The sequence below is a fragment of the Olivibacter ginsenosidimutans genome (assembly GCF_039542865.1).
GTDB lineage: Bacteria > Bacteroidota > Bacteroidia > Sphingobacteriales > Sphingobacteriaceae > Olivibacter > Olivibacter ginsenosidimutans.
In genome coordinates this window covers 1-17,050 of record NZ_BAABIQ010000041.1, presented here as the reverse complement: position 1 = coordinate 17,050, position 17,050 = coordinate 1, and the positions used below count along the sequence as shown (strand labels likewise).

The window sequence follows — 17,050 nt, the reverse complement described above, 5'->3', positions numbered from 1 at the left end:
TATATTGTTGCCAACTTTGCATGGTAAAGTGTAAAGAATATGGTAGCAAAAAATCAAAATACAACTACAAAAGTATTTCCGGTATTGGGCATGAGCTGTGCTTCCTGTGCGGGTAGCGCAGAAAACAGCGTAAAACATGCCCCCGGAGTAATTAATGCGTCGGTAAATTTTGCTACGGGAAATCTTACCGTAGAATACCAGCCCGACATGATCGATGCAGTCAAGCTGCAAAAGGCAGTGCAGGCAGGCGGTTACGATTTACTGATTGAAGATGAAATCAATCAACAGGACACCTTAGAAGCTATCCAGGCTCAAAAATTCAAACAATTAAAGATCAAAACTATTTGGGCCATTATCCTTTCATTGCCTGTGGTAGCTATCGGTATGTTTTTTATGAATATCTCGTATGCCAATGAAATCATGTGGGCATTTGCCACACCAGTGGTCATTATATTAGGAAAGGACTTTTTCGTGAATGCCTGGAAACAGGCAAAACACCGTTCAGCCAATATGGACACACTGGTAGCCTTAAGTACCGGTATTGCTTACCTATTCAGCGTGTTCAATATGCTTTTTCCTGAATTTTGGCATCAAAGAGGTTTACATGCCCACGTATATTTTGAAGCGGCATCGGTAGTTATTGCGTTCATCCTGTTAGGAAAATTATTAGAGGAAAAAGCCAAAGGCAATACATCTTCGGCCATCAAAAAGCTGATGGGCTTACAACCTAAAACCGTAATGGTTATACAGCCAGACGGGACAGAAACACAGGTAGCCATAGAGCAAGTAACTGCAGGCGATATTATCCTGGTTAAGCCCGGAGAAAAAATTGCGGTGGACGGACTGGTTACTTCGGGCAGTTCTTATGTAGATGAAAGTATGCTAAGCGGCGAGCCTGTACCCGTACTGAAAAAAGAAAACGAAAAGGTGTTTGCAGGCACAATTAACCAAAAAGGCAGCTTTCAATTTAAAGCGGTAAAAGTGGGCAAAGAAACCATGCTTGCACACATTATTAAAATGGTGCAGGATGCCCAAGGTAGTAAAGCGCCTGTGCAAAAACTGGTAGATAAGATTGCAGGCATATTCGTTCCGGTAGTCATGAGCATTGCCATTATCACGTTTATTTTGTGGTTTATTTTAGGTGGCGATAACGGCGTGGTGCAGGGATTACTTGCAGCCGTTACGGTATTGGTGATTGCCTGCCCCTGTGCGTTGGGGCTGGCTACACCAACTGCCATTATGGTAGGCGTTGGCAAGGGAGCGGAAAATGGTATTTTAATTAAGGATGCTGAAAGCCTTGAACTGGCTAAGAGAATAAATGCCATCGTCCTGGATAAAACAGGAACTATTACCGAGGGCAGACCACAGGTTTTAGATATCAGATGGCTGGACAAAGACGATAGCACAAAAGATATTCTTTTGAGTATAGAAAAACAATCCGAACATCCACTGGCAGAAGCCGTAGTAAAGCACCTGGCCGGTGTTACAGCGACCACTTCATCTATGTTTGACAGCATTACGGGTAAAGGAGCAAAGGCCAATCATAAAGAGGAAACCTATTTTGTCGGTAACAGAAAACTATTGACTGAAAATAACATCGCTGTTGCTGATGATTTACTGAAACAGGCACATGAATGGGGCAACCAATCCAAAACCGTTATCTGGTTTGCAAACAGCAAACAGGCGCTTTCTGTTATTGCCATATCCGATAAAATTAAAGAAACATCGGTACAGGCAATCCAAGAAATACAGGATATGGGCATAGACCTGTATATGCTCACCGGCGATAATGAAACCACCGCCAAAGCTATTGCCCAGCAAACAGGTATCAAACATTACAAAGCAGAAGTATTGCCACAACACAAAGCCGACTTTGTGAAAGAACTGCAACGGCAGGAAAAAGTAGTGGCAATGGTTGGGGACGGCATTAATGACAGTACAGCCCTTGCGACTGCCGATGTGAGCATTGCAATGGGCAAAGGCAGCGACATTGCGATGGACGTAGCCAAAATGACTATCATTTCATCTGACCTTACCAAGATACCGCAGGCCATACGCCTATCCAAACAAACCGTAGCCACCATTAAACAAAACCTGTTTTGGGCATTTATCTACAACCTTATCGGCATTCCGGTGGCGGCGGGTATTCTCTATCCTATAAACGGCTTCCTGCTTAACCCGATGATTGCGGGGGCAGCAATGGCTTTAAGTAGCGTGAGTGTGGTAAGTAACAGTTTACGTTTAAAATGGAAAAAATAAATTATGGGATACGACTACGGACATATTTACGTGCATAGTGCGAATGAAAAGACATTAATCTAAAGGCAGAACCCTCCGGACATCATAATCACTGATTTCAGTTAAATAAACAAATCAGTAAATTTCATAAATCAAACAAGAAATTGCATAATAGTAAGTACAGCCTGTGTGCTGAAATTTGTAGAACTAAATAACAATCAAATTTTTAAAACAATGGATAATAAAGAATTTCAATTTAAGACGAACATTAACTGCGGTGGCTGCATCGCATCTGTAAAACTACATTTGGATAAAGCAGCGGGTGTTTCTGAATGGAAAGTGGATACCGACAATAAAGATAAGGTGCTTACCGTGAAAGCAGACGGTATTACCGAGCAGGAAGTAATTGATACGGTACAAAAGGCAGGGTTTAAAATAGAACCTTTAAACCATTAATCCCCTACGTCATTAAAAGCAGTTGAATTTAATTTAATCATCAAAAAAATAAGAAATGAAAACAATTGCCTTAATGGTTACTGATGTGTTACATTTCAAAGCAACTGTAATGGTATCAAAAATCACGTTAGCTATAAAATGATAAGGGAATAAATGAGGAAAGTCTTCACTAATCAGAAAAATAAAGAATCAATGGAAAAGTTAAATCAGAAACAGCATTGGGAAACTGTTTATGAAACCAAAAACCCTGAAGAGGTAAGCTGGACACAAAAAATACCTCAAACTTCTCTTGATTTTATAAACTCCTTTGCCTTACCCAAAGACGCAAAAATTATAGACATTGGCGGTGGCGACAGCAACCTTGTCGATTTTTTGCTTGAAGAAGGTTATGAAAACATAAGCGTTTTAGACATTTCTGCAAAGGCAATAGAAAAGGCAAAAACACGCCTTGGAGAGAAAGCTAAAAAGGTCAATTGGGTGGAAAGTGATATAACTAAATTTAAACCCGATACCTCTTACGATATTTGGCATGATAGAGCGACTTTCCATTTCCTGACAACTGATGAACAGATTACTACATATATAGAAGTCGCAAAAAAAGCCGTTTCGGGTTTTATGGTAATAGGAACATTTTCGGAAAACGGGCCAACTAAATGTAGTGGCCTTAACATCAAACGATATACAGCCGGTGGCTTAATAAATGTATTTAATGAATATTTTACTAAAATCCATTGTTTAACAGAAGACCATATTACTCCTTTTCATACAAAACAAAGCTTTTTATTTTGCAGTTTCAAACGGCAAATGCACTAAATAGGCTTTAAAAGGTTGCCGATCTTTCAACCAACTACTCCATCTCTTAAAAAAACGCCTAAATCCTTTCGTAACTATGTCATTAAGCCGTGAAAAAAGATGGAGTTAATACGTAACCAGAAGGAATTTATTAAGCACTTGTAGATATTTTGTATATACATCAAATATACATGTATATGCTTTGTAAAGCGTTTTACAGGGGTATCCAATTTTTTATGCTGAATTTCGCTATAGCATTTAAATCATTACGATGAACCTTAAAACAGCCATGCTTAAAAAGTATACATAAACAAACTAAGTTCGAGATACGCTACCTTGCCAATTAGGTACTCGAAAAAACAGCTGTTTCATTTAACGAGTGGGTGGACTGATAGCATCGGAGTTAACAGATATTATAGAAAATAAATAGTAGAAATTATGTTTTTTGTCATCAATAAGATAGAACAGGCAGTACACCGCACTGATAACTTGCAAAATCCAAAAACTCCAGGCAACGCAATGTTATTAGGTATTTATCGCAACAAGGTGCGCACGGCTCTTTATACCATGTACACGAAAAAGACCTTTGGCGAATATTGGGATGAAGTGGAAAATAAAAAGATTCCAAAGCGATTATGGACGCCGGAGATGCATGCATTCTACACGCATAAAGCAAAGGAAGCCCCAAGGCCACCTTTTATTTTTAAAGCGACCATCGTCGGGTGGATCTTCCTGCTTTTAGTAATCAGTGTGTTTGGTTTGCTGATTTATGAAGGCGTCAAGCCTCCTATCCCTAAAACAGCCGAGCATGTAGCCATGGAGAAATTGCCCGTCACCGGAGATATCTATTTTGGCCATTATGAAACCTATAAAGAAAAAGGCAATCCCTTAGGTGTAAAAATCGGATATGGCTGGTTTAAAATTGTAAAAATAGAAGATGACACATACTTCGTTGCCAAAAGTACCGAAATGAGTAAGAGCCATCAACCGAAAGAGCAACTTAACAGTGCCCATTTTGAAGCTGATGGAATACCACTGAAACTAGAAGAACAAACGGGATATAACCTACGGTTAAAATCTGCCGATGGATTAACGGAGGTCTATATAACCGATAAAAAGTAAGATGAAAATAAAGAAAATAATGGGTATTATTGTGTTTGTCGCCATTAGTGGGATAGTTTTTTTTATCTTTATACTATACGCTACGATAAAAACCAAATCTACCAACATCAACCAATACCCACCCTTCAAGGAATGGGTGGGAAAAACAGTAATGCTCAATAAAGAAACCATCGTTTTCAAGGAGAACATAACCAAGATGAACCCGAACGATAAATACCCCTATACTTTGCTAGACAGTCTTCATCCTCGGTGGGAATATTTACGGGAACAAGAGAAACTCGGTGACGTAACAAAAATTAACGTATTTACAGCAGGAACAAAACTTGTATTGGAAAAAGCTGTTCAATACACGAACGGGGTATCAGGTTTCTCCTCTCCGACCCTATTTGGCACGATAAACGATGGCAATAAAGAATATAAAATAGGTTACCAATGGGGCCAAATGGATATTGGAAAATGGTTCGATAAGATAGAAAAATGCTGGCAATTCCATCAGGCACCTTGGCAGGATAGGCCGGACACAGCTTTTTATGCCTTGCCCGAGGCAAAAATATGGTAACGCTGAATTGATATGCGGTAATTTCAGTGGTATTTGTTCTTAATATCTACAACATACCTTAGTCTATGCTAATTTCTGTAGTACAATATACAGAAATTAGCAATTTTTTTTCGCCTTTGTCCATTTTTAGAAAATAGTTGATTTGAGAACTTTGCATTAAAATTCAATAGAAGTCATATCATTCTAATAAAAATACCGCATTTGTGGAACATTATTGAAGGCCGTGTACATTAGCTTTATGAACATATCAGGTTTTAATGAATAAAAAACGAGTTAGTATGAATTACAAGCAATACAAACAATTATTTGAAGAGATATTGGCCAATCTATATCCGGTACCTCCGTATAATGAAGACCTCTATCTGGAATATACTAAGCTTAACAGATCGCGTATGAGGCGATGGGATAAACTCTTGGAGTTGGATGAAAACCTAGTCTCTCTCCTACGAAAAATAACCACTCCACAACATTGGATTATCATTACCGAACCATGGTGTGGGGATGCAGCGCATACTGTCCCTTTCCTGATTCGGATGACGGAGCAAACTGGATATGTAAGCTACGATATCCAGTTAAGGGACAGCGAGCCTTTTCTTATTGAGAATTACCTTACTAATGGAAGTAGAAGTATACCAAAACTTATCGTGCAAGATGCAAGCGGTTATGATAGCTTTAATTGGGGGCCTCGTCCAAAGGGTGCACAGGAGTTAATGGATGAAATGAAAGCCAATCATGCTGACTTTGAAACCATCAAAATTGCACTGCAAAACTGGTATAATAAAGACAAAGGTGTATCCCTTTGCAGCGAGTTGGCGATGTTACTTTCCATACGTTAATTAAGTAAGTAAAAGTGTTTCGCTACCTTTGTAAAAACGAAATGATGTATTATGAAACATTTATTTTTTCTATTTGCTGCTCTGTTGACGTTCAGCAATGTAACCCATGCACAGCAAAAACAGGAACCTTGGAATAGCAGCCAACTGATGGAACCGAGTACGCTTGCTTCCATGATCAAAGGGCACAAAACAGAAAACATTTTGATTTTGTCGGTTGGGCCCGACGCGCTTATTAAGGGTTCTGTAGATATCGGTCCTGCTTCAGAGCAAGAAAATATGGTGAAACTAAAAAGCCACCTTAAAAAAGTATCCAAAGATAAAGAGGTCGTTATCTATTGTGGGTGTTGTCCGTTCGGCAGATGCCCGAATGTCAGACCAGCATTTAAGCTATTAAAAGAAATGGGTTTTAAAAACGCAAAGTTGCTCAATCTGAAACAAAACATTAAGGTTGATTGGCTGGATAAAGACTACCCTATAGCTGATTAAATATGAAAAAAACATGCTGGCTATTGCTGTTAACCGTTTTTACACATTATCTTTTTGCACAAAATAACCCTTTGAAAATCGGGCAATCTGCTCCCGAAATTTCATTACCTAAACCAGACGGTACATCTTTTGCTCTTTCGGCCTTAAAGGGCAAATTAGTACTGATAGATTTTTGGGCTACCTGGTGTGCCCCTTGCGTGAAAGAACAACCAGAATTGAAACGTCTGTATGACAACCATAAACATCAGGTCGACGCAGGAAAATTTGAAATATTGGGTGTATCACTTGATAAGAAAAAGGAAAACTGGCAAAAGGGCATTGACCGTTTTAATATTAATTGGATACAGGTAAGTGACTTGATGTTCTGGAAAAGTCTGGTGGCAAAAGATTATGCTATTGAGGAGCTGCCTTTTAATGTTTTGATAGATGAGCAAGGTGAAATAATCGCCATCAACTTACACGGTAAAGAACTCGAAGATTTTATCGGTGACTATCTAAGTAAGCATGAATAATACCATTCCGTTCGGTGCTGAGCACGCGAGCAGGAACTGCTGTATGATCTTACGATTGGATAGCCTAATGGAAGTATTTGGTAATCTTTTCCCACATTAATTAACTTAAAATAATTATCATGAAGATGCGATTTAGAAATTGGATAATCCGTTCTAGTATTTGTATAATGGCAACCGTTGCATTGGTTGCTTGTGGAAATGCCCATCATAATGAAGAAAACCATGCCGTGAACAGAGGATACCCCAACAGAGAACATGGAGGAGCCTGCCCATCCCAAAGCTCCTGATATTTCATTTAAGGATAAAAATGGAAAGACTGTTTCGATAAGCTCTTTAAAGGGGAAAGTCGTATTCATTAACTTTTGGGCCACGTGGTGTCCACCGTGCATACAGGAGATGCCATCCATTAATCAGCTCAAACAATCTTTCAAAGAGAATGATAACATCGTATTTCTGATGGTCGATGTAGACGCAGATGTCGAAAAATCAACGGCATTTATGGCAGAAAACAAGTACGACTTACCGGTGTATATTCCAATTAGCGATATACCGCGTGATTATTTAGGCGATGCTATTCCAAATACGGTTATCATAGGCAAAAACGGTGATATGATTGCCCGTATGGAAGGCGGGCGGGATTATACGCGTTCGGAAATGGTAGACGGCTTGAAAGAACTAATTGAAAGCGATTAACGAAAAACGTAAATTTTTAAAGAGTCGTAAAATAACAAAAGATGATGTGTAACAATAAAGACGTTTCAAAGGAAAAAGCACCTACAAGAAAATTATGGCAGTTCATCCGAAAAAATGGCTTTTCCATGCTGGTAGGAATAGCGATCGTTATCCTACTGGTTAACCCTGATGCAAAATCATGGATATTACGGCAATTAATGGTTACCGGAATTTTCAACGCAAACATCAGTCAAAAAACTTTCGATGCGACAAGCACATCCACTGTTGATTTTGATTTTGAAGACGAAAAAGGGACTGTTCAAAATACATCATCTTTAGGAGGCCAAGTGGTATTTATAAATTTTTGGGCCTCATGGTGTCCGCCATGCAGAGCCGAATTTCCCTCCATAGAAAAGCTTTATTCCAAGTTCAAGAACAATCCCGATGTATTCTTTTTGATGATCAATGAAGATAATAACCTCGCTGCGGCAAAAGCTTATCTAGAAAAAGAGAAATCTTCCATTCCACTTTACAAAGTCGAAGGCAATGTTCCAGATGTAATTTACTCGGGAACATTACCCACGACAATTGTACTGGATAAAAATGGAAAGGTCAGGTTTCATCATGAAGGTTTTGCGAATTATGGGGCGGAAAAGTTCGTGAAACAGCTGGAAGAATTAATACAGGAATAGCGTACCAATAAATGAGCTCCGCCAAAAGTACCAATCCCCATTCAAATCAACTTGATCCAAGTGCAATGGTGGAGCACTAGGATTTTGCCTATACGCCAGAACATTTGATGTCTTTAGGGAAACAGCTAAAAAATTATCCCATATTGGCTATTAACGTTTATCAAGAAGATGGTACTTTATTGCACAAAGTCGGCTAAATCATTAATAGTCCTCCGTCAACCACATATGAAGAACCTGTAACGTAACTTGCTTCGTCCGACAATAAGAACGCGGCTACGGCAGCCGCTTCTTCTGGTCTGCCAACCCTTTTTAAAAGCACCACTTTAGCAAGATCTTCTTCAAATTGCTGTCGTAGTTCTTCCGGTAAAGCCGAACGGAGATTGCTCGTTATGGGGCCGGGAACAAGGGTATTGACCCTTATATTACGAGGAGCAAATTCAGTAGCCCAACAACGAGCGGCAGACAATATAGCAGCTTTACTTGCCGAATATAACGATACAGAGGATTGCCCCTCATATACGGAACTGGATGAGGTTACCAATACAGCACCTCCCTCTTTGATATAGGGGGATAAGGCTGCCATCTGTAACATGGGTGCAACCACATTTACAGCGAACATTTTATTGATGATTTTCCTATTCATTGTTTCAACATCCCCTCCAACGGCATAGGCCGCATTCAGCCACAGCCCGTCCAGATCTCCAACTTCTTTTATAAGGGCAACTAACCTATCGGGAGATTGTTCATTTTCCGCGTCATCTATTATGACAATAGTTTCTTTACCCAAGCGTTCTTTTGCCGAAGCCAAGTGTTTTTCATTTCGTCCAGTAACGATAACTTTTGCTCCCTCCTGAAGCAATCTTTCTGCCCCCGCCAGTCCGATACCACTAGTTCCTCCTGTTATCAGGACTGTTTTATCTTTAAATCTTTTCACTGTCAAAAATTTATATTTTTTGAAATGCCTACAACGAAAAAGGCTGATATCTTTTGCAATACAAAAATACATAGCTTGTAGTATTTTCGCCATGTTAAGCAAAATTTCTGGTAGACCTTGGGGAGTTTGTTTACAAAATGTAATTTTGAACAAGAACCAAATATGCGTTAGACACAAAAAAAGCCCTTTTTTGCGTAAAAGGGCCAATATTAAATTTGTGCGCTTGAAGGGAGTCGAACCCCTAACCTCCTGATCCGTAGTCAGGTGCTCTATCCAATTAAGCTACAAGCGCGTTCCGAATTGGATTGCAAAGATAGGAACCATTCTTAAATTTCCAAAAAATAAATGCACAAAATAGTTGTTTTTAGTTCATGAATGAGCTAACTACCTGAAAATAATAAATTAACACATTCTCCTCAAGTTATGAATAAATCCTTACTAATATTTCACTAGTTGGTAATTAGAATTTACTTTTATCAGTAAAACGATCGTCTCTTTATCGTCTTTTTCTGCTCCCCCTTGTTTCAAGCATGCTAGAAAATAAAAAATAAGCCTTACCTTTGCGACCGTTATTTTTTATAAAGTTCAAACAGATTTGACAGCAAACCCTTTATAGGAGTTGGGAATCTAAATTTTTTAATATGCTTAACATCGTTTTATTTGGCCCTCCAGGAGCCGGAAAAGGTACACAATCACAAAAACTTATTGAAAAATACCACCTCGTGCATCTTTCTACGGGCGATATCCTCCGTGCTGAAATTGCGCAAGGAACGGCGTTAGGGCTAGAAGCAAAAAAACTAATGGATGAAGGGAAACTCGTTCCGGATGAAGTGGTTATTGGCATGATCAGTAATAAATTAGACAATAATCCTGATGCTAATGGCTTTATTTTTGACGGATTTCCCCGTACGGTGGCTCAAGCAGAGGCATTGGATAAACTATTAGCCACAAAAGGCACACAGATTTCAGGTATGATTGCACTGGAAGTTGCAGAAGATGAGTTAGAAAAGCGGCTTCTTTTGCGCGGTAAAGAATCTGGTCGTGCAGATGATGCCAATCCAGAAATCATTCGTAAACGTATTGTAGAGTACAATGCCAAAACTACACCTGTAGCGAATTACTATAAAGAACAGGGCAAACTACAATCCATTAATGGCATTGGATCTATTGAAGAGATCTTTGACCATATCTGCACGGTAATTTCTACTTACTAGTTAGCTACCAAACGAATATCATGGCCCAAGGTTCTAATTTTGTCGATTATGTAAAAATATGCTGTCGTTCTGGACACGGTGGTGCTGGTTCGGCTCACCTGCACCGTGATAAACATACGGCAAAAGGTGGACCGGATGGTGGAGATGGCGGCCGTGGCGGACATATTATGTTAAAAGGCAGCAGTCAACTATGGACGCTACTTCATTTGAAGTATCGGAAGCATATTATTGCGGAGTCTGGTTCTCCTGGTGGCAGTGCTTTACAACATGGAAAAAACGGAAAAGACGAGATATTAGAAGTACCATTGGGAACTATAGCAAAGCATGCTGAAACCGGGGAAATTCTTTTTGACATCACTGAAGATGGAGAAACGAAAATCCTCACCGCAGGTGGACGCGGTGGCTTAGGTAATTGGCACTTTAAATCCCCTACCCAACAGACACCCCGATTTGCGCAACCCGGAGAAGCCGGAAAAGAAGAATGGATTGTTTTAGAACTTAAAGTATTAGCCGACGTTGGTTTAGTTGGTTTTCCAAATGCGGGAAAATCGACCTTGTTATCCGTTCTGTCGGCGGCTAAACCAGAAATTGCCGACTATCCTTTTACAACGCTGGTACCTAATTTGGGTATCGTCTCTTACCGAGACAATAAATCATTTGTGATGGCAGATATCCCGGGCATTATCGAAGGCGCTTCGACCGGAAAAGGATTAGGGCATCGCTTTCTACGTCATATTGAGCGAAATTCAGTATTACTATTTATGGTGCCGGCAGATACCCACCGCTCAATTGCCGACGAGTACCAGATTCTACTTCATGAATTAACTGCCTATAATCCTGAATTACTAGACAAACCCCGATTATTGGCCATTACCAAAGCTGATTTGTTGGACGATGAATTACAAGGTGAAATGGAGGCCGATCTTCCATCGCAAATTCCACACTTATTTATTTCTTCCGTAGCCCAAAAAGGCTTACAAGAATTAAAGGATTTAATCTGGAAAGCCGTCAATAGCTAATTTGCTGTCAAGTTCCTTGTAATAATGGCTTCTTTTGTTAACTTAGCTTTACCGCAAAAAGGATTAATATGGCCAAAACACCTTATTACTTATGTACATTATTTATCCTATGTTCGCTTAATGTCCTAGCTCAACGTCATCGACAGATCAAACGCCTAATCAATAGTTCGAAAATTCTACATGATCATTTTACGGGTTTCGCTCTTTACGACTGTGATAAAGACAAGATGATCTATACTTTAAATGCAGACAAACATTTTACACCGGCGTCCAATACCAAACTTTTCACATACTTTACTGCAAAGAAAATGCTAGGGGATTCTATTCCCGGCATTCGCTATATTATTAAAGGAGACTCACTCATTTTTTGGGGTACAGGAGACCCTACCCTTTACCGTCCGGATTTTAATTCAGATAAGGTACATTATTTTTTAAAAAATGCACCGCAGCAGCTATTTTGGGCATCTACTAATTATAAAGGCGATTTCTACGGTTGGGGATGGCCTTATGGTGATTATGATGCCGATTATCAAACGGAAATCAACGCCTTACCCATTGCAGGAAACTTAGTCACCTTTAATACCGATAGCTTAACCGGTAAACTACATTGTTTTCCCAGTTATTTTTCAACATTTGTTACCATTGATTACCGCGATACGACCAATAAATTCACGGTCAAGCGACCATTAATGACGAATACATTTACCGTACCTAACCTTACACCTCCGGCACAGTTTACACAGCAAATACCTTATAAAACCAGCACAGACCTAACTAAAGCGTTGTTGGAAGACACTTTAAAGAAACCTATTCAATTAATTGACCTTCCTATGCCCATCAATGCTCAAACTATTTATAGTGAGGCTACAGATACCGTCTTTCGAGCTATGCTATGGCCAAGTGATAACTTCATTGCAGAACAATTATTACTGGTATGCTCTTCAACGATAGGTGCCAACTTAAGCACGGCAACAGCTATCCGCTATAGCAAGGAAAATTTGTTGAATGAAGCCCCTCAACTGCTTCATTGGGTTGACGGTTCAGGGCTCTCGCGTATGGATCTTTTTACACCTGAAAGTATGGTTTACCTACTTCGTAAAATCAAAGAAGAAATAGGAGACGACAACAAATTGCACCATTTGCTTCCCGAAGGCGGTAAAAAAGGCACCTTAAAAAACACCTATACCTTAGATCAGAACGAACCATTTGTTTGGGCTAAAACAGGCACGCTAACGGGCGTACATAACCAAAGTGGCTATTTAACAACTAGAAAAGGCAAACAGCTGATCTATTCATTCATGAACAATAATTTTGTAGAACCTACCGCAGAGATACGGAAAGAAATGGTACGGATTATGACAACTATTCGGATGGATTATTAAAGCGGAAGCGGATTAGAAAACTTGTTTGATATTTTTTGTTTTAAATTTAAAAATCAAGAGTTCTTCTTTGCGTCTCACTAAAAATGTAATTTCCTTTTTAGCACGTTGTAGTGCTTTTTTATAACTCAAAAAGTCCATTCCAAAATTGTTATTTAACCCAAGCACAATGTCTTCTGCTTTTAAGCCCGCCAAATCTGCAGGTGATCCTTTCGCCACATCACTAATCACGGTAACTCCATTGATCAACTGCAGATCAAGACCGGAATAGGCATAGTCAAAACGATCCCGAAAACTTTGATTTGGTTTTAAATGAACATCACCACAGGCATAATTATAAATAATATTAAAGCGCCGGAGAATATCATTTCCAATTAAGCCCCCAAGGTAAGGATAGGAAGTGACATCAAATACATCATCAAAAATAAGCGTAGGTACATGTTTAAATTTATAGGGGCCGAATTTGAGTTCCTTGATTACCGTTAATTCCATATCGATTTTCCCACCTAAACCATGCCCTTCTTTAGGCCAAAGCTTTCTATTCCATGCGAGCAAAGTACTGTCTTTCACAAATTCTTTGGAAAGCATCACGCAGACACCAGCGCCTATATCGTGTAAAAAGCGTGCGCTAATCTCACGTCTATCTTTCAATGATGCATTTTGAACAACTAAACTTTTAATATTGGGTTTGAGTAAAAATCCTCCGCTAGGATAACGAATGGTACCTTGTGAACAGATTTGCATAACACTATCATCATAGTTAAGCTTAATAATATACCTACTAAAAAGCGAATGACCAATGATTCCGTCTACCTTTACGCCATAAACGCTAGATAGAAATGTGTAGTCATTGATATGAAAATTTAAGCTATCTATGGTATAGTTCGGAAAGGTCAATCGCCTATTATAAAGGTAACTCACCTTTCTTATCCCAGCAACACCCCTAATGCGTATCTCACTTGGTTCGGCTTTTAGTCCCAAAGACGTCGCTGTAGTAGAATCCAAGGAAATACCCCCGCTCCCAGTATCCATAATAAAATTAAGCGTATCCGGAAAATTATCCAAGCGAGCCTGCAAGACAACCACCCCACCGACAAGTGTTTTAAAAGGAACTTCTGAAAGCGTACGCGAAGGTGATGGGACGATTTCTTCTTGGGCAGAAACCATCTTATATACCGAAAAAAACAGTACAATCAAAGGGACAACCAGACGATTACGCATGCCAGTTAGGATTACTATTGGTTTGTGAGATAAAAGTAAGGAAATAACCAACGATTTCAAAAAGTAACAGGCCAATAATCGGGGAGATTAAAGGCCTGTTAACCAATTATAAACCTAAATTATGAAAGCACAAATATACGAAGATTTTTTTAATCTCAAAACTTTTCTAAGCAGCGCCATCTTTTTAAAAAAAAAGAAAAACTCTACATTGCCATGTACAGATCGCCTTTTACACGATTATGCACGAAGTTTAACCCATCGTACGCACCTAGCTATTGATTTTTTAGTATTTTCGTACCTATGGCTAGATTAATCAACATTAAAGCATTTCAGGAATTTTTGGCATCGGGAACAGCCGGAGGGATCATACTTATTTTATGTGTTATGATTTCATTAACCATAGCTAACAGTAGTTGGGCTGTGGGCTTCGACCAGCTACTGACAACAGAGATCGGTTATCACACCGACAGCATACAGTTGCAATATTCCCTTTTAACATGGATCAACGATGGTTTAATGGCGATTTTCTTTCTCTTGGTCGGACTGGAAATAAAAAGAGAACTCATAGAAGGTGAATTGGCCTCTATTAAAAAAGCTACTTTGCCTGTATTTGCTGCCTTAGGCGGAGTCATCGTACCAGCACTCATCTATACTTTCTTTAATAAAGGAACAACATTGGCCGGTGGATGGGGTATTCCAATGGCAACAGATATCGCTTTTGCATTAGCAGTTATCACTTTGCTCGGCGACAGGGTACCATCTTCCTTAAAGATTTTTTTAGCCGCCTTGGCGATTGTCGATGATCTGATAGCAATATTGGTCATAGCAATTTTTTATTCCTCTTCCCTCCATTATCTGTACCTGTTGTATGCAGGATTAATTTTTGTGCTCTTGTTAATTTTTAACCGAATAGGTATTAAGAACCTAATTTTCTATATACTTCCCGGTTTGCTGATGTGGTATTTTATACACCATTCGGGCATACATGCGACGATTGCTGGTGTACTAACCGCTTTTACGCTGCCAACAACGGCAGATGATCAACCTTCTCCATTAGAAAAATTGGAGCATTTATTGGTAAAGCCTGTTAACTTCATCATCATGCCCATCTTTGCCTTAGCAAACACCAATATACGCTATGAAACGGGTATGGTTGAAGGTCTATTCACGCCATTGGGTCTCGGTATTGCACTAGGCTTATTATTAGGAAAACCAATAGGTATCAGTCTTTTATCTTGGATAGCAGTGCGGCTCAAAATAAGCAGCAAACCAAAAGGAGCGTCGTGGAAACACCTTATTGGTGTTGGCATGTTAGGCGGTATTGGTTTCACGATGTCCATCTTCATTGCCATCCTTTCTTTTGCTGATGCCTCAGCAATACTTGCGGAAGCTAAATTCTCTATTTTAGCAGGATCCATTTTGTCTGGCTTGATCGGCAGTTTAGTTTTAATAAGCGTAAGCAAAAACAAAAAACAGGAAAAGCTGTAATTGCTGTCTTCAGGTATTGTTCGTTTTCATCATAAGCTTATTTCTAGCATTGTCAGCAACCTCCATTTCCCACCATATCATCTCGATTCTAATGGATCGCTGTTACCGCGGTTGAGCATAAACTTTGCCGTAGTCTTTTTTTATTATTGACTATCAAACAAGTACAAAATAATTGATTTTTATTTTTTGAAATATAAAAAGGTTATCTATCTTTGCAGACCGAAAAACAAACAGGTATTCGGAAGAATAATGGCCCGTTCGTCTAGGGGTTAGGACGCAAGATTTTCATTCTTGAAACAGGGGTTCGATTCCCCTACGGGCTACACATCTTGAAGTCAAAACATACAAAAGCTTGCAAATTAAATGTTTGCGGGCTTTTTGTTTTTTTACAGCATCCTGATTCATTCAATTATTCGCATAAAAAAAGTGAGTAATTCAGTGAGTCAATTTCCCGCATACCTTTACTCACCGGAAACGTTGTAACGAATTGTAAAACAACGTGTTCAATCATTGAACATCTTGACTGCCGCAGGCTGCAAGGCTAATTTGCATCGGTAAAAAATTGCTTTTTAACGGCGATGCAGAGCTCGTCCCGAAAGTCGGGACTCGGTTTTGTTTCACTTAAATGATGTATTATCATGAGTACAAATTATTCCTTGCTCTTCTACTTGAAGAAACCAAAAAACTATGCTGTTGGTGCAAAACCCATTTACATGCGTATCACCGTGGCCGGTGAACCCAAGGAAATATCCACTGGACGTGAGTGTGACCCCGCGCGGTGGAACGCCAAGGCTAACCGAGCCAAGGGAACGAAAGAAGAAATCCGTAACCTGAATGCCTATCTCGACACGCTGGAACGGAAGGTGGCCGATGCCCACCTGCAACTCGTAAAGGACGGTACCGAAATCACCGCCGAAACGCTGAAACTAAAATACCTTGGCAAAGACGTGCAACGGCGGTATTTGATGGAGACGTTTACCGAACACAACCGAAGGATGAAAACGTTGCTTGGGAAAGGTTTCAAACCCAACACACTGAAAGGCTACAACACTTCTGTTGCACACCTGACCTCCTATCTGGAAAAATGCTATGGTGAAACGGACATCGACATCCGGCACATCGACCATGCGTTCATCACAGGCTATGAATTTTTCCTCCGCTCTGACATGGGATGCAGTGCGGTGTCGGCGGCCAAGTACATGAAGCACCTGCGTAAAATCATAAACCAGTGTCTTGCACACCGATGGATTACGGAAAATCCCTTTGCGTTCTACAAAACGAAAGCCAAGCCAAGGGAAAAGGAATTCCTCACACCCGACGAACTGTGGAATTACAACAAAAAAGTGGAGACATTTTTCAGTATTTAGGTTAGGTTGATTTTTTCTAACATTATAATCCTAAGCAGCCTCAACCAACAGCAATTTTTCATA

17 protein-coding genes and 2 tRNA genes are annotated in these 17,050 nt (G+C 39.7%); 16 read left to right on the top strand and 3 right to left on the bottom strand.

From position 1 onward, the window contains the following. Positions 1-39: 39 nt before the first annotated feature. The 10 genes from ABD930_RS15890 to ABD930_RS15845 all read left to right on the top strand — a co-directional run bounded on the left by ABD930_RS15890 (position 40) and on the right by ABD930_RS15845 (position 8,365). Entirely contained in the window at positions 40-2,259 is a 2,220-nt protein-coding gene (locus ABD930_RS15890) for a heavy metal translocating P-type ATPase (protein ID WP_345232894.1), read from the top strand. A 213-nt stretch (positions 2,260-2,472) separates the two neighbouring features. Next, positions 2,473-2,694: a heavy-metal-associated domain-containing protein gene (locus ABD930_RS15885; protein ID WP_345232892.1), complete on the top strand. Its 222-nt coding sequence runs from the start codon at positions 2,473-2,475 to the stop codon at positions 2,692-2,694. A gap of 192 nt (positions 2,695-2,886) precedes the next feature. After that, positions 2,887-3,507, top strand: a complete 621-nt coding sequence (locus tag ABD930_RS15880) for a class I SAM-dependent methyltransferase (RefSeq protein ID WP_345232889.1) — start codon at positions 2,887-2,889, stop codon at positions 3,505-3,507. Between the two features lie 417 nt (positions 3,508-3,924). Continuing rightward, on the top strand, positions 3,925-4,608 hold the full coding sequence (locus tag ABD930_RS15875; RefSeq protein WP_345232887.1) for a hypothetical protein: 684 nt from the start codon (positions 3,925-3,927) through the stop codon (positions 4,606-4,608). Between the two features lies 1 nt (position 4,609). Continuing rightward, the gene (locus tag ABD930_RS15870; RefSeq protein WP_345232885.1) at positions 4,610-5,167 is read left to right on the top strand and encodes a hypothetical protein; all 558 of its coding nucleotides are present in this window, start codon (positions 4,610-4,612) and stop codon (positions 5,165-5,167) included. Between the two features lie 278 nt (positions 5,168-5,445). Further along, positions 5,446-6,003: a thioredoxin family protein gene (locus ABD930_RS15865; protein WP_345232883.1), complete on the top strand. Its 558-nt coding sequence runs from the start codon at positions 5,446-5,448 to the stop codon at positions 6,001-6,003. Between the two features lie 51 nt (positions 6,004-6,054). Continuing rightward, positions 6,055-6,489: a rhodanese-like domain-containing protein gene (locus tag ABD930_RS15860; protein ID WP_345232880.1), complete on the top strand. Its 435-nt coding sequence runs from the start codon at positions 6,055-6,057 to the stop codon at positions 6,487-6,489. A 2-nt stretch (positions 6,490-6,491) separates the two neighbouring features. Continuing rightward, positions 6,492-7,001: a TlpA family protein disulfide reductase gene (locus tag ABD930_RS15855; RefSeq protein WP_345232878.1), complete on the top strand. Its 510-nt coding sequence runs from the start codon at positions 6,492-6,494 to the stop codon at positions 6,999-7,001. Positions 7,002-7,256: 255 nt separating this feature from the next. Next, positions 7,257-7,694 carry a TlpA family protein disulfide reductase gene (locus tag ABD930_RS15850; protein ID WP_345232876.1) on the top strand — a complete coding sequence of 146 codons (438 nt, stop codon included), beginning with the start codon at positions 7,257-7,259 and terminating at the stop codon, positions 7,692-7,694. A gap of 41 nt (positions 7,695-7,735) precedes the next feature. Next, on the top strand, positions 7,736-8,365 hold the full coding sequence (locus ABD930_RS15845; RefSeq protein WP_345232874.1) for a TlpA family protein disulfide reductase: 630 nt from the start codon (positions 7,736-7,738) through the stop codon (positions 8,363-8,365). A 193-nt stretch (positions 8,366-8,558) separates the two neighbouring features. On the opposite strand, the gene ABD930_RS15840 is transcribed toward ABD930_RS15845, so the two are convergent. Both ABD930_RS15840 and ABD930_RS15835 read right to left on the bottom strand, forming a co-directional pair. After that, positions 8,559-9,299 carry an SDR family NAD(P)-dependent oxidoreductase gene (locus tag ABD930_RS15840; RefSeq protein ID WP_345232872.1) on the bottom strand — a complete coding sequence of 247 codons (741 nt, stop codon included), beginning with the start codon at positions 9,297-9,299 and terminating at the stop codon, positions 8,559-8,561. 218 nt (positions 9,300-9,517) lie between these two features. Further along, positions 9,518-9,591, bottom strand: a tRNA-Arg gene (locus ABD930_RS15835). 349 nt (positions 9,592-9,940) lie between these two features. On the opposite strand from ABD930_RS15835, the gene ABD930_RS15830 reads away from it, so the two are divergent. The 3 genes from ABD930_RS15830 (at position 9,941) to ABD930_RS15820 (ending at position 12,914) form a co-directional block, all read left to right on the top strand. Next, the gene (locus tag ABD930_RS15830; protein WP_345232870.1) at positions 9,941-10,513 is read left to right on the top strand and encodes an adenylate kinase; all 573 of its coding nucleotides are present in this window, start codon (positions 9,941-9,943) and stop codon (positions 10,511-10,513) included. A 20-nt stretch (positions 10,514-10,533) separates the two neighbouring features. Then, positions 10,534-11,532 carry a GTPase ObgE gene (gene obgE / locus ABD930_RS15825; RefSeq protein WP_345232868.1) on the top strand — a complete coding sequence of 333 codons (999 nt, stop codon included), beginning with the start codon at positions 10,534-10,536 and terminating at the stop codon, positions 11,530-11,532. A gap of 68 nt (positions 11,533-11,600) precedes the next feature. Further along, positions 11,601-12,914 carry a D-alanyl-D-alanine carboxypeptidase gene (locus tag ABD930_RS15820; protein WP_345232865.1) on the top strand — a complete coding sequence of 438 codons (1,314 nt, stop codon included), beginning with the start codon at positions 11,601-11,603 and terminating at the stop codon, positions 12,912-12,914. A 12-nt stretch (positions 12,915-12,926) separates the two neighbouring features. Here the strand turns inward: ABD930_RS15820 and ABD930_RS15815 are convergent, their stop codons facing one another. After that, positions 12,927-14,132 (bottom strand): pepsin/retropepsin-like aspartic protease family protein, encoded by a 1,206-nt coding sequence (locus ABD930_RS15815; RefSeq protein ID WP_345232863.1) that lies wholly within the window; start codon positions 14,130-14,132, stop codon positions 12,927-12,929. A gap of 300 nt (positions 14,133-14,432) precedes the next feature. On the opposite strand from ABD930_RS15815, the gene nhaA reads away from it, so the two are divergent. The 3 genes from nhaA to ABD930_RS15800 all read left to right on the top strand — a co-directional run bounded on the left by nhaA (position 14,433) and on the right by ABD930_RS15800 (position 16,987). Further along, on the top strand, positions 14,433-15,620 hold the full coding sequence (gene nhaA / locus ABD930_RS15810) for a Na+/H+ antiporter NhaA (RefSeq protein ID WP_345232861.1): 1,188 nt from the start codon (positions 14,433-14,435) through the stop codon (positions 15,618-15,620). Positions 15,621-15,871: 251 nt separating this feature from the next. Further along, positions 15,872-15,943, top strand: a tRNA-Glu gene (locus ABD930_RS15805). Positions 15,944-16,258: 315 nt separating this feature from the next. Next, positions 16,259-16,987, top strand: coding sequence for a phage integrase SAM-like domain and Arm DNA-binding domain-containing protein (locus tag ABD930_RS15800; RefSeq protein WP_345232858.1), 729 nt, complete (start codon positions 16,259-16,261; stop codon positions 16,985-16,987). The last annotated feature ends 63 nt before the right edge of the window (positions 16,988-17,050 follow it).